Source organism: Microbulbifer sp. SH-1, assembly GCF_011326135.1.
GTDB lineage: Bacteria > Pseudomonadota > Gammaproteobacteria > Pseudomonadales > Cellvibrionaceae > Microbulbifer > Microbulbifer harenosus.
On sequence record NZ_CP046948.1, the window covers coordinates 4433094 to 4455000 of the forward strand.

Below are 21907 nucleotides of genomic sequence, written 5' to 3' on the forward strand. Positions count from 1 at the left end.
ATTTCGAATTTGGAGGCCCTTCCAGTGTAACTACGGGATTTGAGGTCGATTGCAAATATGAAAAAGCAGTTGGGATTTACCCTTATTGAATTGATGATCGTTGTGGCGATCATTGCAGTTATTGCCGGTATTGCCTTGCCTTCCTATCAGGAGCATGTGAAGACCTCGCGCCGGGCGGATGCCCAGGGCGCTCTTCTGGGGCTGGCTCAGGCGATGGAGCAACATTTTACCGAAAACGGGACCTACGCTGGTGCAGCAGATGGCAACGGTGTTCCATCTATCTTCGCAGATGAGGCGCCATTGGATGGCGGCACAAAGTTTTATAATCTCAGGGTCACCGCGTCGGACGGCAGTTCCTACACGCTTCAGGCGCAGGCCAAAAATGCCCAAGCGGATGACGGTGACCTACAGTTGAGATCGACTGGTGAAAAGGGATGGGACCGTGGAGATGATGGCACATTCGGAGCTGGAGATATGTGCTGGAACAAGAGCTGTAGCTGATCAGTTTTCAGCTGGGCAGCTGAGATTTTCCCCGCTGCCCGTTTCCCGCACACCATCTCCGTCATTATCTTTGCCGAAATAGGGGCGTCCTATGGCATTTAGCACGATAACCCAACCGTTTTTAGCCTCTCCATCCGGCGGGCAATAAGAAAAATTACCGCTTTGAGCTGGTGTAGTCCCGTCCGGACGAAAGAAGATATAGCCTCGGTTGTTGAATGCCCGCCAGCGCAGAGAACCGCCTTCTTCCGCTCCCGAAAAAATTTTCTCTATAATTTCCCCTGCGTCCTTTTCGCCGTCACCATCGTGATCAGCAAATAACAGCGCCCCAGAAGACCAGTCATTTCCGCAATTTACACCATCGCTACTGGGGCAGAGTGAATATTTCTGCCGCTCGCTGTAGGCGCGGCTGCGCATTAGCTGCAAAAGATCGAAGAGCTCCCGTGCCTTTGCTTCTGAGCGGTAGCGACGTACGAGCTCGGACATACTGGGTGCGGCGAGAGAAACGACAATAGTGAGAATTGCAACTGTAATAATCAGTTCAATCAGGGTAAACCCGGGTTGGCGTCGCATGACTGTATTTCCTCATCCTTGAGTATTTCCGCAGCATATCAAGGGAGGGAAAAAATCCAATCACAGGCCATTACAGTACGCTTGTACCAGGTAGGGGCTAGTCCTCCAGATTCAACTTCTTCAACCGATACCGCAATGATCGAAAGCTGATCCCCAACTTTTCTGCCGCAGCTGTCCTGTTCCAGCCGGTCTCATTCAGCGCACTTTCGATAGCCTCCCGCTCTATGGACTGAAGAAAGTCATCCAACGTTTCAAATTCGGAAGTGGCAAACTGACCCGGGTAGCCGGTTTGATGTCCATACGCCGGGAGTAGTAACACGACGTCAGAAATAGGTTTTGCGTTCCCGGGAAGGACACAGTCGCCAATCTGGTCACCCGGAATCGGGGACGCGGCGGGAATGATGAGATCCGAGGCATAGAGCGTGCTGCTTTCACCAAGCGTGACAGCGCGCTCCAGAATGTTTTCCAGCTCGCGGAGATTGCCCGGGAATGGATAGGCCTGCAAAGCCTGAATAGCATCCTGTGATGCCTTCGGTGTAGCGCCTCTGGATTCGGCGCTGATGCGGCGCAGCAGGTTTCTGGTGAGTAGTGGGATATCTTCCTGACGCTGGCGCAGTGGCGGTATCGCCAGTTCAATGACATTGAGGCGATAGTAGAGGTCGCTGCGGAATGCGCCCCTGCGCGCTTCGTCGGCGAGACGTTTGCGCGACCCGGTGATGATCCGGATATCCAGTTTGATCTTTTCACCGGTAGCCGAATTCGCAAAACTCTCTTCCTGCAAGGTGTTCAGCAGTTTGGTCTGTAGCTCTTGCGGCAATGCGTTCACTTCATCGAGATACAGGGTGCCGCCATTTGCGGCATGCAGTTGTCCCCTGTCGTATTCGTCGCCAAACAGATGCCGTTCCAGTTGCTCGGCGGCGATACTTTCGCAGTGCAGAGTAATAAAGGCCCGGTTGCTGCGCGGCCCCTGTTCATGGATACACCGCGCGGCGAGCTCCTTGCCCGAGCCGGGCTCACCCGTGATATGTACGGGTGCATCACTGCGGGCAATTTTTTCGATTTGCGCCCGCAGTGTCTGGATAGCCTCGGACTGCCCCTGGAACAGGGCGGGAAACTCCTGGCTTTCCAGAAAACGCCCTTCAGTCAGGCGCAGAGCCAGCTGTACAAGACTGCGCAGGCGCTCGAGGTTGACCGGCTTGCTGACGAAATCGAAGGCGCCGAGTTTGAGGGCGGTAATCGCGCTATCCATATTGCCATGGGCAGTTATGACGGCGACCGGTAGCGCACGGTCGGCAGGCAGGTCCTGGATCGTTTCGACAATCTGCAGGCCGTCGCCATCCGGCAGGCGCATGTCGGTGAGGCAAAAATGGTACTGTTTTTCTGCGAGGCGACGTCGCGCTTCTGCAACAGACATGGCGATATCCGCGCGTACATTCATGCGCTGCAGTGTCATGGAAATCAGATTGCAGATGTCAGGTTCGTCATCCACTATCAAGGCAATGGGTTGTCGGTCGGGCATGGCGATCGAGTTTATTGTTGTTGTGGCTATTAGAAAATTTGTTCTGCGTTGGCGAATTCTACTCTGAAGCAACTGCGGCTGTCTCGGCTGCGGCAGTAATAAAGACTCGCGCGGTTGGACTCACACAGCTCTCTGGCGATATACAGGCCAAGGCCCGCACCGGACGCTTCTGTTGTGAAGAAGGGTTCGAAAATCTGTTCTCTGTGTTCGTCAGGTACCCCAGGGCCGAGGTCGAGTACATCGAGCTGGGCACACTCGCGTTCAGTATTGACGCTTATCGCGAGCTCTGCGCTGGCGCGCCCGGTGCTGAGCTGGGAGTGCCGCAAGGCATTGTTACAGAGATTTGTGACAACCTGTGTAATCTGATGTGGATCAAAACGCGCATGTACCGACACGGCAGGCAGCGTAAGCACAATATTACTTTGTGGATTGCCGATCTGATAATCCTGCAGAAATTCCTCGGCCCACTGCCGCAGCTCGAGCCGCTGCGGCTCCGTCGTGCGGCGGCGTGAAAGCTGCATGACATTTTCGACGATTTGATTAACGCGTTGGCTGTGTCGGCAAATGATCTCGGTCAGTTGCCGGTCCTCGTCGGAGATGCCGGCGGATTCTGCCAGTAGCTCTGCCGCGTGATGAATTGCCGATAACGGGTTGCGAATTTCGTGGGCAATGGAGGCGGTGAGCCGTCCGAGAGAGGCGAGCTTCAATTGCTGGGCCTGCTGCGCCAGTTTGCGGTTGTCCTCCAGAAAAACCAGTGAACTGACACGGTTGTTATTCGACAGGGGGGCGAGGCCTACCCGCAGTTCGCTTTGGCCGGCGCCCTGAATAACGCTGCTGTTCTTGTCGACCTGGGCATTGAGTGTATCCAGCGCCTTTAGCAGTTCCGGGCTCAGCTCGTCCGCAGTTCCCCGTTTCATTCCCAGCAATTGCTGTGCCGCGCGGTTGATCAGCTCGGGGCGGCCTTTACCGTCCAGCACCAGAACGCCGGTGCGCATCTGCGCGACGATCTGCTGGGTCAGTCGCTGCAGATGTTGTGCCTGCCGGCGCTCCTGCTCGGCTTTCTGATTGGCGAGGCGGATATGGGTGGAGAGATACTGCAGGGCGGTGACACAGGTAAACAGCAGAATACCCAGGCTGCCTGCGGAGACGATATCCTGAGTATCCGCACGCCCGGTCAGTATCCCGAATAACTGTTGCGCAATAACCGCGATGCTGGCAATAGCGGCGAGGAACGCACCCATGCGCCGGTCCAGCAGCAGCGAGCCCACGGCACAGGTGGTGAGCATCAGGTAGCCGACACCGGAGTCGAGCCCGCCGCTGGCCTGAATCAACAGCAGAAAGGCGAGGATGTCGCTGCCGAGAATGCTGCCGATGCGCAGCGGCGTGGTCTGGAAGCTGATCGCGTACAGGAAAAGAAGCCAGACGACATTCAGAACGGCATAGGTAATGGCGGTGTTCAAGTAGAGCGCCGGGTGCAGTGTACCTACCGCGCCGCGGCTGATTCCGGAGGCAAAGAGTCCAAGCAGCACCAGCGCGATGACAACCCGATACCAGGCATAAATTTTTAGCAGGTCGCGCTGACGCATTCGCGGGCTGCTGATACCGGTGGCGGGTGAGTGCCGTGCGGTTTCATCGTTGTGTGCGACAGCGCCCTGTGACGCTGTGCCGGCCTGGAAAGTACTGCTCACTTTTTATTCTCGTTTGCGGGTGAGGGGAGCTGATTTCGGGCAGATGTTGTACCCCCGGGTAGCGTGGCTACAATAGCCGCCTCAGTCCAATGGGGTAAAAAGATGTCTACTTTGCAGCTAGTGCTGGCGCAAATCAATCTGCTGGTGGGGGATATCCCCGGCAATACCGACCAAATAGTCGAGGTCGCCCGCCGCGCCCATCGCGAGCACGGCGCCGATTTGGTGCTGTTTCCGGAGCTGACCCTGTGCGGTTATCCACCGGAGGATCTGTTGTTTCGCCCCAGTATGCAGAAACGCATTGATACTGCCTTGGCGAAACTCCAACAGGCAAACCTGCCCTGCGCTGTGCTGGTGGGCTACCCACGGGTGATTGCGGGCACCGTGCTCAACATGGCCGGCCTGATCCAGGATGGCCGGCTGGTGGCGGAGTACGCAAAGCAGAAGCTGCCCAATTACCAGGTGTTTGACGAGCTGCGGTATTTCGTCCCGGGCGACAAACCCTGTGTCATCGACATCAAGGGTATCCCGACAGCCATCACTATCTGCGAAGACATCTGGCATCCTGAGCCGGTGGCCCAGGCTGAGCGCGCGGGTGCCCGATTGATGCTCAATATCAATGCTTCTCCTTTCCATCGCGGCAAGGCGGGGGAACGTCTGGCACTGCTGGCGCGCCAGGCGCAGGCGGGCAATATGCCGATTGTGTACGTCAATACGGTCGGTGGGCAGGACGAACTGGTGTTCGACGGCGGCTCATTTGCGGTAGACAAGAATGGCGAGCTGCGGGCACGCGCGCCGGAGTTTGTGGAGAGTCTGTTGCCGGTCACTGTCCAGGCGGACGGCGACGATGTCTCGCTGGTGCAGGGCAACGACGCGGCTCCGCTGAAGGCGCTGGCCTCGGTGTACCAGGCACTGGTACTCGGCGTGCGCGATTATGTAAACAAAAATGGCTTCAAGGGCGTCGTTCTGGGGTTGTCCGGCGGCATCGACTCCGCGCTTACCCTGGCGATTGCGGTGGATGCCCTCGGCCCTGATCGTGTGGAAGCGGTGATGATGCCGTTTCGCTATACGTCGGACCTGTCGAAGAACGATGCCGCGGACCAGGCCAAACGCATGGGAATCCACTACCGCATTATCAGTATTGAAGGCATCTTCGACGCGGCGATGAAAGCGCTGGAGAGCGAATTTGCTGGCAGCGCGCGCGACACCACCGAGGAAAACCTGCAGGCGCGCTCCCGGGGTATGTTGCTGATGGCCATTTCCAACAAAAAGGGCTTTATGGTGCTGACCACGGGTAACAAGAGCGAGCTGTCGGTGGGATATGCAACCCTCTACGGTGACATGGTGGGGGGGTACAACGCTCTCAAGGATGTGCCGAAAATTCTGGTATACGAGCTGTCCCGCTATCGCAATACCGTGTCGGAGGTGATCCCTGAGACGGTCATCACCCGCGAGCCCAGTGCGGAGCTGGCGCCGGGGCAGGTGGATTCCGACAGTCTGCCGCCCTATGAAATTCTCGATGAAATTCTGCGGCAGTACATCGACTGTGACCACAGTGCCGCGGACATTATCGCCATGGGCTTTGACCGGGAAACGGTGATGCGGGTGGTGCGCATGGTGGATCGCAACGAGTACAAGCGCCGCCAGGCAGCGGTGGGCGTGCGAATTTCCGAGCGCGGGTTTGGCCGCGACCGCCGTTATCCGATTACCAATGGGTGGAAGGCTGGTGAGTAAATGCGCTGGGCCTTTTGACGTATCATTGTAGGAGCCTGCCTGCAGGCGAAGCGCCTGAGTTCTGGACTGTTCGCCTGCAGGCAGGCTCCTACGCAAAAGAAAAGGCCCCGCTGCTTCCGCAGCGGGGCCTTTTTCATAGCGCTTTCGCGACCGCTTACAACTCCGGCGGCAGCGGCGCGTTCTCCGGCCGGTACTCGGCATTGTAAATCTCGCGACTGTCGAATCCGCGCGGGTCGGACTTCTCAAACAGGCCGAGGGTCATACGGTGGGCCAGGCTGCGGCCCTTGGCGCCGGCGTAGTATTTGTAGTTGAAGCTGCCGTCCTTGTTGAACGCGGGATGATCCGGGTAGTTGGTGCGCAACACTTCGAGCGAGGTGTTCTCCAGCTGCGACATATCGAGCAGGTGGTAGGACTGCACCATCACCGCCAGCGCGTCCGGTACCGCCGGGGTCTGTTGGAAGTTTTCCACCACAAAGCGACCGCGGTTGGCGGAAGCGAGGTAGGCGCCGCGCTTGAAATAGTAGTTGGCCACGTGGATCTCATAGCGCGCCAGCAGGTTGCGCAGGTGGATCATGCGCTTCTGCGCATCCGGGGCGTAGCGGCTTTCCGGGTAGCGCGCCATCAACTGGGCGAAATAGGCGAAAGACTCACGGGCGGAGCCCGGGTCGCGACGGGTCATGTCGGTGGGCAGAAAGCGCTCGAACAGGCCACTGCCTTCGGTGAAGGAGGCCAGCCCCTTCATGTAATAGGCGTAATCCACATTGCGATGTTGCGGATGCAGGCGTATAAAGCGGTCTGCTGCGGAAATGGCCGCATCGTTCTGGTAGTCGCGGTAGTAGGCGTAAATCAGTTCCAGCTGGGCCTGTTCCGCGTAGTTGCCGAAGGGAAAATTGTCTTCCAGCGCCCTCAGGTTCTTGATCGCCAGCTCCCACTGGCTGGACCGGAGCTGGCGCTGTGCCGCCTCGTAGAACGCCTGTTCGGTGCGGCTACCGGAGGGAAGACCCTCTTCTTCTTCGTCCGTGCTGGCGCAGGAGGCTACCAAAACCGCCAGCAATGCCAGCAACAGCACTTTCCATGACTGCCTATTCCAGGACTGCATTGCCCCTCGCTCTATCATTATTTGTCTCAACCTTATTAAACTAGCCGCCCAAAATTCACCGGGGCCGAAGGGCAGCTATTTAACCACAGCGCCCCCGCCAGCCCAAAGTATTAGACCCACTCGGATGAGCAATCAAATACATCTCGATATCGAAGTGCCCGCGGAGTACGCCGGGCAGAGGTTTGACCAGGTCGCAGCGGATTTGATCCCTGAATATTCCCGCGCGCGCCTGCAGGCCTGGATAAAAGGCGGTCAACTCACCGCAGATGGTCGCACCGCTAAGCCCAAGGACAAGCTGTATGGCGGTGAGCAGCTGCGCCTGCGCGCGGAGCTGGAGCCCCAGGGCGAGTGGCTGGCGCAAGATATGGCGCTGGATATCGTCTATGAGGATGACGCTATCCTGGTCATCAACAAGCCTGCCGGACTGGTGGTCCATCCGGCCGCCGGTAACCCGGACGGTACCCTGCTGAACGGCCTGCTGGCCCACTGCCCCGGGCAGCAGAACATTCCCCGCGCCGGCATCGTGCACCGCCTGGATAAGGACACCAGCGGCCTGATGGTGGTGGCCAAGACTCTACAGGCCCAGGCCGACCTGGTGGACCAGCTCAAGGAGCGCACCGTGACTCGCCTGTATGACGCGATCGTGCACGGCAATCTTAGCGGTGGTGGCAAGGTGGATGCGCCCATGGGCCGACACCGTACCAACCGCCTGAAGATGGCCGTGCTTCCCAATGGCGGCAAAGAAGCAATCACACACTATCGCCTGCAGGAGCGTTTCCGCGTCCACAGCCTGCTGCGTTGCCAGCTGGAAACCGGCCGCACCCATCAGATCCGCGTGCACATGGCCCATATCCGCCATCCGCTGGTGGGCGACAGCCTGTACTGCACCCGCGGCAAATTGCCCACCGGTGCGGACCCGGAGCTCGTCACCGCGCTACAGAAGTTCCCCCGCCAGGCGTTGCACGCGGCGGAACTGGCACTGTTCCACCCGGAAACCGGCGAGCCCATGCACTGGGTGGTGCCGATGCCGGAGGATATGCTGCAACTGCTCGCACTGCTGCGCGCAGACAACCGCTGATCATGCCGATACTACTTTTTACTACTCCGCGTTTTGCGAAGGACATCCCATGGCTGCCGACCACTACTTGAAGCCCGATTGGCCCGCCCCGACCAATGTGCGTGCCTTTGTCACCCTGCGTCACAACGGCCACAGTGCCGGCGGTTACGCGGCGTTCAATCTGGCGGATCATGTGGGCGACGCGCCAGATGCCGTGAGGGCCAACCGCGCCCAGTTGAAGCAGGAGCTGAATCTGCCCAATGAGCCCCAGTGGCTGGAGCAGATCCACAGTGACAGGGCGGTGGCGGCCCACAACGATGGCATGGTGCGCACGGCGGATGCGAGTTACACCGCGGAAGCGGGCATTGTCTGCGCGGTGCTCACCGCCGATTGCCTCCCGCTGTTGGTGTGTAATCGCGACGGTTCCGAAGTGGCCGCGATCCACGCGGGTTGGCGCGGGCTGACCGGTGGAGTGATCCGCGAGACCATCCATGCCATGGCAAGTGCCCCGGAAGACCTGCTGGTATGGCTCGGCCCGGCCATCGGGCCTGAGGCATTTGAGTGCGGGGTGGAGGTGCTGGAGGCGGCGTTTGAGTCTTCCATGAGTGAGTCTCACGCGGAGGCTATTGCAAAATGCTTTGTGCCGCACTCTAAAAAGCCACTGCATTTTCTGGCGGATATCTATGCCCTCGGGCGTGCCGAGCTTGCGGAGTTGGGGGTGGCGCAGGTTTTTGGTGGTGACCGGTGTACCGTTACCGAGGCGTCGGAGTTCTTTTCTTATCGCCGTGACAAGGATACTGGGCGCATGGCGTCCTTAATTTGGTTCGAGTGAGCTTCAGGTTTCCTTCTTAAGCAGGTCCGGTGGCGGGTAAGCACTGGGTACCTGTTTTCGAAACCGCTTTGAATACGTCCCTGTACGCTGCGTCGGCAACATCCCTGTTGCCGACGCTTTCGAAAACAGATACCCAGCACTTCCCCTTCAATTTTCCCCTCGTCTCTCAGTAAGCTCTCCTGCACCCACCAAATACGAAGCATTGAGGTTTAATGCTAAGGCTCGGTGCTGGGTGTTGGGTTTCAGGACCGTCGCAAACAGGGACGTTTGCGACGGAGCGTACAGGGATGTATTCACAGCGGTCCTGAAACCCAACACCCAGCATCGGGCCGCCACGAAACCAGCTTCAGAACGAATTCATAGCTACGAAGCACGGAAGCTTGAAAACCCGCCACGAGCCCGCAAATTACTGATCAGCACTAGACTGTATTCGTCATTGCGTTACCGCGCGTCGTCTAACTTTCTTTCCGGCGCGCCAATGATCAGGAGAGGGAAAAACACAATGCGCATCGACCGAATGACCAACCCACTGCAGGCCGCCATTGCCGACGCACAATCCATTGCCGTCGGCCGCGACCACAACCAGATTTATCCCGAGCATTTACTGCAGGCGCTGCTGGATCAATCCAATGGCAGCACCACCGCATTTTTGAACCAGGCTGGCTTTAATATCAACGGCCTGCGCAACGACCTCGCCAAACGCCTCGACAACCTGCCCACCGTCAGTACACCTACTGGCGATGTCGGCATGTCGCAGGAACTGATGCGTCTGTTCAACCTGGCGGATAAAAAGGCCCAGAAAAATGGCGACAGCTATATCGCCAGCGAAACCGTATTGCTTGCGGCCTTCGATCCCGCCGCCGGCGAAGTGTCGAAAATTCTGAACGCCCACGGCGATCTCAAACACCTGCAGGATGCCATCACCAAAGTGCGCGGCAGTGAAAAGGTCAATGATCCCCAGGCGGAAGAAGCGCGCCAGGCCCTCGACAAATACACCATGGACCTGACCGCCCGCGCTGAGGCCGGCAAGCTCGACCCAGTGATCGGACGCGACGACGAAATCCGTCGCACCATCCAGGTCCTGCAGCGCCGCACCAAAAACAACCCGGTGCTCATCGGCGAACCCGGCGTTGGTAAAACCGCCATTGTCGAAGGACTTGCGCAGCGCATCGTCAACGGCGAAGTGCCGGAGGGACTGAAAGACAAACGCTTGCTGTCGCTGGACCTCGGTGCGCTGTTGGCCGGAGCCAAATTCCGCGGTGAATTTGAAGAGCGGTTGAAAGCCGTACTGAACGAACTGTCAAAACAGGAAGGTCGTGTCATCCTGTTTATCGACGAGCTGCACACCATGGTGGGCGCCGGCAAGGCCGAGGGCGCGATGGATGCGGGCAATATGCTGAAGCCCGCGCTCGCCCGCGGCGAACTGCACTGTGTCGGTGCCACCACACTGAACGAGTACCGCCAGTACATCGAAAAGGACGCGGCGCTGGAGCGGCGCTTTCAGAAAGTGCTGGTGGACGAGCCCACGGAAGAAGACACCATCGCCATCCTGCGCGGCCTCAAAGAGCGCTACGAAGTACACCACGGGGTGGACATCACCGACTCCGCGATTATCGCAGCCACCAAGCTGTCCCAGCGCTACATCACCGACCGCCAGCTGCCGGACAAGGCCATCGACCTGATCGACGAGGCGGCGAGTCGCATCCGTATGGAAATCGACTCCAAGCCGGAGGAAATGGACAAACTTGAGCGTCGCCTGATCCAGCTCAAGATTGAGCGCGAGGCGGTGAAAAAAGACAAGGACGACGAGGCTGCGAAGAAACGTCTGCACAAGCTCGAAGACGACATCGACAAAATAGAAAAAGAGTACGCGGATCTAGAGGAAATCTGGAAGGCGGAAAAAGCCAAGCTCGCCGGCAGTGCGGACATCAAGAACAAGCTGGAACAGGCCAAACTGGACATGGACGCCGCGCGCCGCGCCGGCGATCTCACGCGCATGTCGGAAATCCAGTACGGCGTGATCCCGCAGCTGGAAAAGCAGCTGAAAATCGCCTCGGACACTTCCGACACCAGCGAGAACCAGCTGCTGCGCAACCGTGTCACCGACGAGGAAGTGGCGGAAGTCGTTTCCCGCTGGACCGGTATTCCAGTGTCGAAAATGCTCGAGGGTGAGCGGGAAAAACTGCTCAGAATGGAAGAAGCACTGCACAAGCGCGTTATCGGCCAGGACGAAGCGGTGGAGGCGGTCTCGAACGCCGTGCGCCGCTCCCGCGCGGGGCTTTCCGATCCCAATCGCCCCAATGGCTCCTTCCTGTTTCTCGGGCCGACCGGCGTGGGCAAAACCGAATTGTGCAAGGCGCTGGCGGGATTCCTGTTCGATACCGAAGACGCCATGGTGCGCATGGATATGTCGGAGTTCATGGAGAAGCATTCCGTCGCCCGCCTGATCGGCGCGCCGCCCGGATACGTAGGTTACGAAGAGGGCGGCTATCTCACCGAAGCGGTGCGTCGCAAACCCTATTCGGTACTGCTGCTGGATGAAGTGGAAAAGGCGCATCCGGATGTATTCAATATTCTCTTGCAGGTACTGGAAGACGGTCGCCTCACCGACGGCCAGGGTCGCACCGTCGATTTCCGCAACACCGTGGTGGTGATGACGTCTAACCTCGGTTCAGACCTGATCCAGAAATACGCCAGCGCCCGCGACGACGATGAAGTCGACAGCGAAATTCACTACCGCCAGATGAAAGCCGCAGTGATGGATGTGGTCGGCGACCATTTCCGTCCGGAATTTATCAACCGTATCGACGAAGTCGTGGTCTTCCACCCCCTGGATCGCGCGGAAGTGCGCTCCATCGCCGAGATCCAGCTGCAGAACCTGCGCAAGCGTCTGGCGGATCGCGACCTGAAATTGGATGTTTCCGAAGAACTGCTGAACAAGCTGGCAGACGTAGGTTTCGATCCTGTGTACGGCGCGCGCCCCCTCAAGCGCGCGATCCAGATGTGGCTCGAAAACCCACTGGCGCAGGACGTACTCTCCGGTAAGTTCGCACCCGGCGATACCATTCACGCAACGCTGGACGGAGACAAGGCAGTTTTCAACAAGTAGATACCCGGTAGCGACACCGCCACGGGCTTTCCAACGACGTAGGAACGCGCCAATGGACCTGATGTATGACACTGGCAAGGCAGCTGTTTAACCGGCGCATGTTGTGGATGCTGCTGGGCTGCCTTGTGGTGTTCGGCGGCATCTTCGGCTTCAAGTTTTTCGGCCTGTACATGATGAACCAGTTTATGGACAACATGTCGCTGCCGCCCGCCACCGTCACCACCGCCCGCGTCGAACAGCAGCGCTGGCAGACCCGCCTCAGCGCCGTGGGCAGCCTGCGCGCCGTCAACGGCGTCAATGTCACCACCCAGGCCCAGGGTGAAGTCAAAGCCATCTATTTTGAATCCGGTCAGCCCGTCGACAAGGGCACCGTACTGGCTGAACTGACTGCCGATCCTGAAACCGCACAGATCGAAGTGCTGGAAGCCGAGCGCCGGCTGGCGGAACGGGATTACAAACGGATTTCGGAGCTGTACAAAAAAGGTGTGGCCACCCTGCGCGAACTGGATCAGGCTCAGGCGACGCTCGATCAGGTACTCGCCAATCTCAGCGTGCAACGCGCCACCATCCGCGAGCGCACCATCACCGCGCCATTTTCCGGTCAGCTCGGTATCCGCCAGATCGACCTCGGGCAGAATGTGGCGCCGGGAGATGCGGTGGTATCCCTGCAGCAACTGCACCCCATCTTTGTGGATTTTTCCCTGTCTGAACGGGACTTTTCCCGGGTGCGCGAGGGGCAGGGGATCGAGCTTACCGCCGCGGCCATTCCCGGGCAGAATTTTTCCGGGCGCATCACGGCCATCGACCCCGCTATAGACCCCCGCAACCGGACCTTCCTGCTCCAGGCCACAATGGAAAATGCCGAGCGCAAGCTGCGGCCCGGCATGTTTGCGGATGTGGCGGTAAAAGTGGAAAAGTTTCGCAATGTGCTGGTCGTGCCGCGCACCGCCATCAGCTTTGCACCCTATGGCAATGCCGTGTTTGTAATCCGCAAGGCAAAAAAACAGCCGGACGCTGTCCCTCAGAAAAGTCCAATGGGGGAGGCCGCGCCGCCTGAGTGGGTGGCGGTAAAGCGTTTTGTGAAGACCGGCGAGGTGCGCGGCGACCTGATTGAGATTACCGAAGGCGTGGAGGCCGGTGAGCAGGTGGCGACTACGGGATTGTTGAAACTGCGTAACGAAGGCGGGGTCATCATCAACAATGAAAACCCGCCGCCGGATCAGCTGAATCCCAAACCGGACAATAGCTGAGCCATGATTATCGCAGGCAGGGACGCCGTGTGAATTTTACCGATATCTTCATCCGCAAGCCGGTTCTGGCCTGTGTGGTCAGCCTGTTTATTTTCCTGCTGGGGTTGCGCTCGGTCTCTGAACTCAATGTGCGCCAGTATCCCGAGCTGGAAAATGCCGTGATCACCGTGAGCACGGTGTATGTGGGCGCGGATGCGGACCTGGTGCAGGGGTTTATCACCACACCATTGGAGCAGGACATTGCCAGCGCCGACGGCCTGGACTACATCGTCTCCACCTCCATCCAGGGGATCTCTGTCATCCAGGCATACGTTCGCCTCGATTACGATCCCAATGAAGTGCTCACCCAGGTGGTGGCCAAGGTCAACAAACTGCGCAATGAGCTGCCGCTGGAATCGGAGGATTCTGTTGTGGACCTGGCGGTAGGGGAGACCATTGCCGCCATGTACCTTTCCTTCTCGTCGGAAATACTCGACAACAACCAGATCACCGATTACATCACCCGTGTGGTGCAGCCGAAGCTGTCTACCGTGCCCGGTGTGCAGCGCGCGGAGTTACTGGGCAACCGTACCTTCGCCATGCGTATCTGGCTGAAGCCCGCGGAGATGGCAGCGCAGGGCGTGACTGCCGGAGACGTAGCCAGTGCACTGCGCCAGAACAATGTGTTGGCGGCGGTGGGTAGTACCAAGGGCATGCGAGTGGCGATGGACATACGGGCAGATACCGATATCGCCTCCGAGGAGGCGTTTCGCAAACTGGTGGTGCGCGCGGATGGCGATCAGCTGGTGCGTCTTGAGGATGTGGCGGAAGTGGAGTTGGGGTCGGAGTCCTATGATACTTCGGTGACGTTCAACGGGCGCTCGGCAACCTTCGTCGCGGTGGAAGTGGCGCCGGATGCGAATGCGCTGGATGTGATTGCCGATGTACGTGAAAAACTGCACCGCGAAATTTTCCCGCAGTTGCCCGAGGGTATGCTGGGGGAAATCCCCTACGACAGCACCGAATACATTCAGGACTCCATTAACGAGGTGGTGAAAACCATCGTTGAGGCGGTACTGATCGTGATCGTGGTCATCTACCTGTTTCTCGGTTCATTGCGTAGCGTAATCATTCCGGCGGTGGCCGTGCCTCTCTCTATGGTTGGGGCGCTGTTCCTGATGTTGCTGATGGGTTTTTCCATCAACCTGCTGACATTGCTCGCTATGGTGCTCGCCATCGGCATAGTGGTGGACGATGCCATTATCGTGCTGGAAAACGTGCACCGGCATATCGAGGAGGGAATGACACCGCAGGATGCCGCATTGAAAGGTGCGCGCGAACTGGCTTGGCCCATTGTCGCCATGACCACCACACTAATTGCGGTGTACCTGCCCATCGGTTTTCTCGGAGGCCTCACCGGTACCCTGTTTGTGGAGTTTGCCTTTTCTCTGGCGGGGGCTGTGCTGCTATCCGGCGTGGTGGCGCTCACCTTGTCGCCGATGATGGCGGCAAAGGTGTTGAGAGCGGAAGATGGTGAGCGCAGTAACCGTTTTGAAACCTGGCTTGAAGCCCGGCTCAACCGTTTGGAGTCTGGTTATCGACGCAGGCTGCATCGCGCCTTGGACGAGAGGCTGGTCATTCTGGTGTTTGGCCTGATTGTTCTCGGCAGTTGCTATTTTCTGTTTGTCACCTCGCCCAGTGAACTGGAACCCAAAGAAGACCGAGGTTTTGTTCTGGGCATCGCCAGCGGTGATTCCTTCGCCACCCTGGATTACATGGAGCAGTACACCCGCGAGATAAACGCTGTACGCGACCGACACCCGGAAGTGGAAAATCTGTTCCTGCTGAACGGCGTCGGTGGGTCGGGTAACAGTCCCAACAGTGCAATTGCCGGCTTCGTGCTCTCGTCCTGGAACAAGCGTGATAAAGATACCCAGGAGATGCAGGAGCTGATCAATGGAGAGGTCTCGCAGATTGCGGGCCTGAAAATCGCGACGTTTGTGCCACCCAGTCTGCCCACCGCCGGCGGTACCCTGCCTGTGGAATTTGTCATTGGGACTACCGAGCCGATTTCCACTCTCGCGGGATTCGCCGACGACATCATGGAGCGGGCGCTGGCCAGTAAGCGTTTTATCTTTCTCGATGCAGATCTGAAGCTCGACAAGCCGAGACTGACGGTCGCGATAGACCGCGACAAAGCCGCCTCCATCGGTGTCACCATGGCGGACCTGGCGCGGGAGCTGGGGGGGATGATGTCTGGCGCGTACACCAATCGCTTTTCACTGGAGAATCGCAGCTACAAGGTGATTCCACAGGTTGTGCGTGCAGAGCGCCTTACTGGCGATCAGCTGAAGCAGTATTACATCCGCGCTGGTGATGGCACTCTGGTGCCGCTGTCTACACTGGTGCGATTGGAAGAAACGGTCGAACCCCAGCAGTTGAAACGCTTTCAGCAGCTGAACGCCGTGACCATCTCGGGGGTGCCGCGCCCGGGGGTGCCTCTCGGTGAGGCGCTGGGCATTCTCGAAAGTGCGGCGGAGGAGGTTCTGCCTCGGGAGTATTCAACGGATTATTCGGGCCAGTCGCGGCAGTTCAAAAGTGAGGGCTCGGACCTTCTGGTAACATTCTTCTTTGCGCTGATCGTGATTTACCTGGTGCTGGCGGCACAGTTTGAATCCTGGCGCGATCCCCTGATTATGTTGGTGACCGTACCCATGAGTGTGTGCGGGGCGATGATCTTTGTGAGCCTCGGGCTCACAACCCTCAATATCTACACGCAGGTCGGGCTTGTCACCCTGATCGGGGTTATTTCCAAACACGGTATTCTGATCGTGGAGTTTGCCAACAAGCTGCAGCTGCAGGGCAGGAGCAAGCGCGAAGCTATCGAAGAAGCGTCCAGCATCCGACTGCGCCCAATCCTGATGACAACGGCTTCGCTGGTGCTGGCGATGGTTCCATTGTTGATCGCGGCCGGTCCCGGCGGTGGGGCGCGTTTCGCCATGGGGTTGGTGGTGGCCTCGGGAATGACGATCGGCACCTTGTTCACTTTGTTTGTGGTGCCGGCGATGTATCTGTTACTGGGGCGGGACTACTTAGCGACGGCGGCGGGTTCAGATGAGAACCCGCCGGCAGCCAACTAATTCAAGCGTTAGCAGTTGTTCTGCAGTACATCTTTTGTTTGCTGGATTCGCTGCTGGCGCTCCTCTTCCGGGAGTACCCGGTAATTGCCGCTGGCATCCACTTCGCGTACGCGCGGGCGAGACTGGAGCTCCTGCAGCCGCTGCTGGGCACTGCGACAGCGTTGCGCGCGGGCTGCCTTTTCCGCATCGCTGGTATCGGCCTGCGCGGGCTGCTGCTCTTCTTGGGTTTGCGGTTGGGCTTCGGGTGTGTCTGTGGAGCTGGCGTCCGATGCTGTGGTCAGTTTGCGCTGGGCAGTCAGAGCGTTCTGTTCCTGTTGCCACTGCTTGAAACGATCGGATTTGGGCGCCTTGACCACTTCCACCTGTTCCTGCTTCGGCGGTTGTGAGCCAAAGTGCACAACCCCGTTCTCATCCACCCATTTGTAGATGCCGTCTGCCTGAGCCGATACCGCCAATCCCATACCGAGGATGAGGGGGGTGATGAAGTTGCGCATGTAAGGGACTGCCTTGTGTTGTTTTTGCATTTTGCCCGCAGTGGCTAACACTACCGTATTGCGGGCCGCTTGTAAGGCCCGATTGTAGCGGGCCACAGTTGAGAACCTGCGACAGGGTTAACAGTTTGTCCTCCGGATGTGCGGTGGCCGGGTGAACTATGCGATAGACCTTGCTCCACAATGGAGCAAAACAGCCTTCTTCTATTGACACCCGGGTCTCAAGCTGGACAATTTAGCGTTCACTCGGCGAAGTAGATGTCACCACAACACCCTGTGGTCCGCATACGCTCTCCGGTGGGTTAAGCGCCCACCACCTCCTGTCGAGGAGGCCCTCCCCATCTGGAGGCCTTGGAGCCCAAAACCAGTTTCATTACTGGCCGGGTTCCGCGCAAGTTTGGCATTGCCGTGAAGCTATCCTAAAAAACGGGCTAAATCTGCGTTTAAGGCTGATATTTATCACGCTTTTCCTTTAGAATCGCCATCTGGCTTTCGCGCCATGTGGTTTTCTGTGGCCTGTGGATGATGCAGGTCCTAAGAATTGGGAAATTTTGAGGGGGCTCAAGTGGAATTACTCTCCGGCGGCGATATGTTGGTTCGCGCGCTGCAGGATGAAGGGGTGGACCTGATATTCGGTTACCCCGGCGGTTCGGCACTGCACATTTACGATGCCATCTTCCGGCAGAAGGGCATCAAGCATGTGCTGGTGCGCCACGAACAGGGGGCTACGCACGCCGCGGACGGCTACGCCCGCGCCACCGGCAAGACGGGGGTGGTGCTGGTGACTTCGGGCCCCGGTGCCACCAATGCCATTACCGGTATTGCCACGGCCTACATGGATTCCATCCCGATGGTGGTGATCTCCGGTCAGGTGCCAACCGACAAAATTGGTGAAGATGCCTTCCAGGAAACCGACATGGTCGGCTGCTCGCGGCCGATCGTGAAACACAGCTTCCTGGTGAAAAACGCGGAAGAAATCCCCGAGGTTGTCAAAAAGGCGTTCTACATTGCTTCCACCGGTCGCCCCGGCCCGGTCGTGATTGATATCCCCAAAGATGTCACCAATCCAGTGGATCGCTTTCCGTACAAATATCCGGAAAAGCTGCGCATGCGCTCCTACACCCCGGCGGGTAAGGGGCACACCGGCCAGATTCGCAAGGCGGTTGCGCTGTTGCTCTCCGCCCGGCGCCCGGTTATTTATGCCGGCGGCGGCGTCGTGCAGGGGGATGGCGCGGATCTACTGACGGAACTCGCGCAGCATCTGAATTTCCCGGTAACGAATACCCTGATGGGGCTTGGTGCCTACCCGGGAACGGACAGGCGTTTCCTCGGTATGCTCGGCATGCACGGGACCTTCGAGGCCAATACCGCGATGCACCATGCGGATGTGATCCTTGCCGTGGGGGCGCGCTTCGACGATCGGGTTACCAACACCCCGAATAAGTTCTGCCCGGGGGCCAAGGTTATCCACATCGATGTGGATCCGGCGTCCATTTCCAAAACCATCACTGCCGACGTGCCCATCGTAGGCACGGTGCAGTCTGTTTTGAAAGAAATGCTGGAGATGCTCAAGGCTTCTCGGGAAATGCCGGATCAGTCCGCGATCGTCGACTGGTGGCGCCAGATCGACGACTGGCGTGAGCGCCACGGTCTGTACACGGCGCCTCGCTACCGCACCGACGGTGACATGATCATGCCGCAGGAGGTGATTCGGGCGGTGCATGAGATCACCAAAGGGGACGCGTATGTGACCTCCGACGTGGGTCAACACCAGATGTTTGCTGCCCAGTATTATCTGTTTGACAAACCCCGTCGCTGGATCAACTCCGGTGGTCTCGGCACCATGGGCTTTGGCCTGCCCGCGGCGCTGGGGGTGAAGATGGCATTTCCTGACTCCGAAGTCGTATGCGTGACCGGTGAGGGCAGTATCCAGATGTGTATCCAGGAGTTGTCCACAGCGACTCAGTACCACCTGCCGGTGAAAATTCTGTGCCTCAACAACCAGGCGCTCGGCATGGTGAAGCAGTGGCAGGAAATGCAGTACGAAGGCCGCCTTTCCAACAGCGTGTATGAGGAATCCCTGCCGGACTTCATCAAGCTGGCGGAGGCCTACGGCCATCTGGGCATGAAGATCGAGCATCGCGACGAGTTGCACGGCAAGCTTGCTGAGGCGTTCGCGATAAAGGATCGCACCGTGTTTATCGACGTTTACGTCGATCCGTCGGAGCATGTCTATCCCATGCAGGTGATGCCGAATGGCTCCATGCGGGATATGTGGCTCAGCAAGACGGAACGGACGTAAGGGGAGTTAGACAGAATGCGCAGAATTATTTCAGTTCTGATGGAGAACGAACCTGGTGCGTTGTCGCGGGTAGTGGGTCTGTTTTCCCAGCGAGGCTATAACATCGAGAGTCTCACTGTGGCGCCTACTGAAGATGCGACCTTGTCGCGCCTGACGCTGACCACCATCGGGGATGATCACAAGATCGAACAGATCACCAAGAATCTGAACAAGTTGATCGATGTGGTGAAGCTGGTGGATCTCACCGAGGGATCACATATCGAGCGCGAGTTGCTGCTTGTCAAGGTGCGTGCGACCGGCGCGCAGCGGGATGAAGTCAAACGCAGCGTAGATATTTTTCGCGGTCAGATCGTTGATGTCACCAGCAACATGTACACGGTACAGGTGGCCGGTACCAGTGAAAAACTGGATGCCTTCTTACAGGCGCTGGGCGAGCACACCATAATGGAGGTGGTCCGCACTGGTGTTTCAGGAATCGCCCGCGGTGAGAAAGTTCTCAGTATCTGAGCGTCGAGCCCGTCAATGAATTCATCAATGCTGAGCAATCAGCACGAAATGACCTTTTAATGTACTTTAAGCAGGAAGTAAGTTATGCAAGTTTATTACGATAAAGACTGTGACCTTTCTTTGATCAAAGCCAAAACCGTTGCCATTGTGGGCTACGGCTCCCAGGGGCACGCGCACGCGAACAACCTGAAAGACTCCGGTGTAAGCAATGTAGTTGTCGGTCTGCGCAAGGGCTCTGCATCCTGGGCCAAGGCTGAGAAGGCTGGTCTGCGTGTTGCTGAAGTTGCCGATGCGGTGAAAGATGCCGACGTGGTCATGATCCTGACCCCGGATGAGTATCAGGCTGCGGTGTACCGCGAGCAGGTAGCTCCGAACCTGAAAGCCGGCGCCGCTCTGGCATTTGCGCATGGTTTTAACATCCACTTCGAGCTGATCCAGCCGCCGAAAGATGTGGACGTGATCATGATCGCCCCGAAAGGTCCGGGTCACACTGTTCGTTCCACATATCTGGAAGGGGGCGGTGTTCCGACCCTGATCGCGATATACCAGAATGCTTCCGGTAGCGCGAAAGAGCTGGCGTTGTCTTACGCTTCCGCAAACGGTGGCGGTCGCTCCGGTATTATCGAGACCAATTTCCGCGAAGAAACCGAAACCGACCTGTTTGGTGAGCAGGCCGTGCTCTGTGGTGGTGTTTCCGCACTGGTTCAAGCGGGCTTTGAAACCCTGACCGAAGCGGGTTATGCGCCTGAAATGGCATACTTTGAATGTCTGCACGAGCTGAAGCTGATCGTCGACCTGATGTATCAGGGTGGTATTGCGGATATGCGCTACTCTATCTCCAATACCGCGGAGTACGGTGACTACGTGACCGGTCCGCGTATTGTTACCGAAGAGACCAAGGCGGAAATGAAGCGGGTTCTGAAAGACATTCAGACCGGTAAGTTCGCCAAAGACTTCATGCTGGAGTCTCTCGCTGGTCAGCCCCGCCTGAAAGCTGAGCGCCGTATCGGTAGTGAACACCAGATCGAAGAGGTTGGTGCCAAGCTGCGCGCGATGATGCCCTGGATCAAGGCCAACAAGATCATCGACAAGACCGAAGGCAACAGCTGATCGCTGCACTTTGTTGATAAGGGCGGCGGGACCAGGTGGTCCCGCCGCCTTTTTTTTTGCCGGCTCGCCACTGTACACTCGCAGACATATCAATCTCACTGGGTTTTGGAAGGAAGCTGTATGAGCGATAAACCGGAAGTTCCGGGGTCAGAAGGTCCGCGCGCCGAGGAGGAAATCCGCCTTCCCGTCGATGAGCACATCGAAGAGGAGGTTTCGGCCAGCGGCAAGAAAGTACGCACAAAAGGCATTTACTTGCTGCCAAACCTGATCACCACAGGCGCGCTGTTCAGCGGCTTTTATGCCATCGTTGCGGGGATGGGGGGCAATTTTGAGGCGGCGGCCATTGCGATTTTTGCGGCAATGATCCTGGATGGCCTGGATGGTCGGGTGGCCCGCTTAACGGACACCCAGAGTGCATTTGGAGTCCAGTACGACTCCCTTTCGGATATGGTCTCCTTCGGGCTGGCGCCGGCACTGGTTGTATTCAGCTGGGGGCTCGGGCCTCTTGGCAAGCTGGGATGGGCGGCGGCCTTTCTCTACGCCGCTTGTGCCGCATTGCGCCTGGCTCGTTTCAATACGCAGGTGGACACCGTCGACAAAGGCGTATTTATCGGTCTTGCCAGCCCAACTGCCGCGGCGATTGTTGCCAGCATGGTGTGGGCGGGGCACGATGCGGACGTTGGTACGGGCCTCGCGATTGTGGCCGCGTTAGTTACCGTGGCAGCCGGTATGCTCATGGTATCTAACTTCCATTACACCAGCTTCAAAAAGCTGGACTTCAAGGGGCGGGTCCCCTTTGTAATGTTGCTGGTCATTATCCTTGTGTTCAGTCTGGTGACCATAGACCCCCCTAGGGTCCTATTGGTGATTGCTGTCATTTACACTTTCTCCGGACCGGTCATGTGGGCGTGGAAAGGAGTGCGCGAACGCCGTAAAGTCCGGCAGCTGGTAGAGGCTTCGTCGGGCGATGCATCATCTGGAGATGGTGACCCAAAAAGGTGACCCTGCATAGCTAGGTATCC

General features: G+C 58.1%; 16 protein-coding genes. 11 read left to right on the plus strand and 5 right to left on the minus strand.

The window, feature by feature from the left end:
• Window positions 1-57 precede the first annotated feature (57 nt).
• Window positions 58-501, plus strand: a complete 444-nt coding sequence (locus tag GNX18_RS18320; protein WP_166219967.1) for a type IV pilin protein — start codon at window positions 58-60, stop codon at window positions 499-501.
• Here the strand turns inward: GNX18_RS18320 and GNX18_RS18325 are convergent, their stop codons facing one another.
• From GNX18_RS18325 to GNX18_RS18335, 3 genes are all read right to left on the minus strand, one after another.
• Complete coding sequence (locus tag GNX18_RS18325) at window positions 502-1071, minus strand: GspH/FimT family pseudopilin (RefSeq protein ID WP_166220777.1); 570 nt, start codon at window positions 1069-1071, stop codon at window positions 502-504.
• 97 nt (window positions 1072-1168) lie between these two features.
• Window positions 1169-2590: a sigma-54 dependent transcriptional regulator gene (locus GNX18_RS18330; RefSeq protein ID WP_166219969.1), complete on the minus strand. Its 1422-nt coding sequence runs from the start codon at window positions 2588-2590 to the stop codon at window positions 1169-1171.
• 29 nt (window positions 2591-2619) lie between these two features.
• Complete coding sequence (locus GNX18_RS18335) at window positions 2620-4278, minus strand: PAS domain-containing sensor histidine kinase (protein ID WP_240914094.1); 1659 nt, start codon at window positions 4276-4278, stop codon at window positions 2620-2622.
• A gap of 102 nt (window positions 4279-4380) precedes the next feature.
• Here GNX18_RS18335 and GNX18_RS18340 point away from each other — a divergent pair, with 102 nt between their 5' ends.
• On the plus strand, window positions 4381-6009 hold the full coding sequence (locus GNX18_RS18340) for an NAD+ synthase (protein ID WP_166219971.1): 1629 nt from the start codon (window positions 4381-4383) through the stop codon (window positions 6007-6009).
• Between the two features lie 154 nt (window positions 6010-6163).
• Here the strand turns inward: GNX18_RS18340 and GNX18_RS18345 are convergent, their stop codons facing one another.
• A complete protein-coding gene (locus GNX18_RS18345; protein WP_138236891.1) occupies window positions 6164-7108 on the minus strand; it encodes an outer membrane protein assembly factor BamD in 945 nt (314 codons plus the stop codon).
• A 124-nt stretch (window positions 7109-7232) separates the two neighbouring features.
• Between GNX18_RS18345 and rluD the strand changes: the two genes are divergently transcribed.
• The 5 genes from rluD to GNX18_RS18370 all read left to right on the plus strand — a co-directional run bounded on the left by rluD (window position 7233) and on the right by GNX18_RS18370 (window position 16475).
• Window positions 7233-8186 carry a 23S rRNA pseudouridine(1911/1915/1917) synthase RluD gene (gene rluD, locus GNX18_RS18350; RefSeq protein ID WP_138236890.1) on the plus strand — a complete coding sequence of 318 codons (954 nt, stop codon included), beginning with the start codon at window positions 7233-7235 and terminating at the stop codon, window positions 8184-8186.
• Window positions 8187-8235: 49 nt separating this feature from the next.
• The gene (gene pgeF, locus GNX18_RS18355) at window positions 8236-8997 is read left to right on the plus strand and encodes a peptidoglycan editing factor PgeF (protein WP_138236889.1); all 762 of its coding nucleotides are present in this window, start codon (window positions 8236-8238) and stop codon (window positions 8995-8997) included.
• Window positions 8998-9499: 502 nt separating this feature from the next.
• Window positions 9500-12106, plus strand: a complete 2607-nt coding sequence (clpB, locus tag GNX18_RS18360) for an ATP-dependent chaperone ClpB (RefSeq protein ID WP_166219973.1) — start codon at window positions 9500-9502, stop codon at window positions 12104-12106.
• Between the two features lie 65 nt (window positions 12107-12171).
• Window positions 12172-13356, plus strand: a complete 1185-nt coding sequence (locus GNX18_RS18365) for an efflux RND transporter periplasmic adaptor subunit (protein WP_166219975.1) — start codon at window positions 12172-12174, stop codon at window positions 13354-13356.
• 29 nt (window positions 13357-13385) lie between these two features.
• The gene (locus tag GNX18_RS18370) at window positions 13386-16475 is read left to right on the plus strand and encodes an efflux RND transporter permease subunit (RefSeq protein ID WP_166219977.1); all 3090 of its coding nucleotides are present in this window, start codon (window positions 13386-13388) and stop codon (window positions 16473-16475) included.
• A gap of 8 nt (window positions 16476-16483) precedes the next feature.
• Here GNX18_RS18370 and GNX18_RS18375 read toward each other — a convergent pair whose 3' ends face one another.
• Window positions 16484-16969 carry a DUF4124 domain-containing protein gene (locus tag GNX18_RS18375; protein WP_138236885.1) on the minus strand — a complete coding sequence of 162 codons (486 nt, stop codon included), beginning with the start codon at window positions 16967-16969 and terminating at the stop codon, window positions 16484-16486.
• A 562-nt stretch (window positions 16970-17531) separates the two neighbouring features.
• Between GNX18_RS18375 and GNX18_RS18380 the strand changes: the two genes are divergently transcribed.
• From GNX18_RS18380 to pssA, 4 genes are all read left to right on the plus strand, one after another.
• A complete protein-coding gene (locus GNX18_RS18380; RefSeq protein WP_138236884.1) occupies window positions 17532-19268 on the plus strand; it encodes an acetolactate synthase 3 large subunit in 1737 nt (578 codons plus the stop codon).
• Window positions 19269-19283: 15 nt separating this feature from the next.
• A complete protein-coding gene (gene ilvN / locus GNX18_RS18385; protein ID WP_138236883.1) occupies window positions 19284-19775 on the plus strand; it encodes an acetolactate synthase small subunit in 492 nt (163 codons plus the stop codon).
• An 84-nt stretch (window positions 19776-19859) separates the two neighbouring features.
• Complete coding sequence (gene ilvC / locus GNX18_RS18390) at window positions 19860-20885, plus strand: ketol-acid reductoisomerase (protein ID WP_138236882.1); 1026 nt, start codon at window positions 19860-19862, stop codon at window positions 20883-20885.
• Between the two features lie 120 nt (window positions 20886-21005).
• Complete coding sequence (gene pssA / locus GNX18_RS18395) at window positions 21006-21887, plus strand: CDP-diacylglycerol--serine O-phosphatidyltransferase (RefSeq protein WP_166219979.1); 882 nt, start codon at window positions 21006-21008, stop codon at window positions 21885-21887.
• Window positions 21888-21907 lie beyond the last annotated feature (20 nt).

What these genes read in the sequence shown, in the direction of transcription:
- GNX18_RS18340 (WP_166219971.1), top strand. Translation starts at nt 4,381, where the DNA reads ATGTCTACTTTGCAGCTAGTGCTGGCGCAAATCAATCTGCTGGTGGGG.
- pssA (WP_166219979.1), top strand. Translation starts at nt 21,006, where the DNA reads ATGAGCGATAAACCGGAAGTTCCGGGGTCAGAAGGTCCGCGCGCCGAG.
- GNX18_RS18325 (WP_166220777.1), bottom strand. Translation starts at nt 1,071, where the DNA reads ATGCGACGCCAACCCGGGTTTACCCTGATTGAACTGATTATTACAGTT.
- rluD (WP_138236890.1), top strand. Translation starts at nt 7,233, where the DNA reads ATGAGCAATCAAATACATCTCGATATCGAAGTGCCCGCGGAGTACGCC.
- ilvC (WP_138236882.1), top strand. Translation starts at nt 19,860, where the DNA reads ATGCAAGTTTATTACGATAAAGACTGTGACCTTTCTTTGATCAAAGCC.
- GNX18_RS18320 (WP_166219967.1), top strand. Translation starts at nt 58, where the DNA reads ATGAAAAAGCAGTTGGGATTTACCCTTATTGAATTGATGATCGTTGTG.
- GNX18_RS18345 (WP_138236891.1), bottom strand. Translation starts at nt 7,108, where the DNA reads ATGCAGTCCTGGAATAGGCAGTCATGGAAAGTGCTGTTGCTGGCATTG.
- clpB (WP_166219973.1), top strand. Translation starts at nt 9,500, where the DNA reads ATGCGCATCGACCGAATGACCAACCCACTGCAGGCCGCCATTGCCGAC.
- GNX18_RS18375 (WP_138236885.1), bottom strand. Translation starts at nt 16,969, where the DNA reads ATGCGCAACTTCATCACCCCCCTCATCCTCGGTATGGGATTGGCGGTA.
- GNX18_RS18365 (WP_166219975.1), top strand. Translation starts at nt 12,172, where the DNA reads ATGACACTGGCAAGGCAGCTGTTTAACCGGCGCATGTTGTGGATGCTG.
- GNX18_RS18330 (WP_166219969.1), bottom strand. Translation starts at nt 2,590, where the DNA reads ATGCCCGACCGACAACCCATTGCCTTGATAGTGGATGACGAACCTGAC.
- pgeF (WP_138236889.1), top strand. Translation starts at nt 8,236, where the DNA reads ATGGCTGCCGACCACTACTTGAAGCCCGATTGGCCCGCCCCGACCAAT.
- ilvN (WP_138236883.1), top strand. Translation starts at nt 19,284, where the DNA reads ATGCGCAGAATTATTTCAGTTCTGATGGAGAACGAACCTGGTGCGTTG.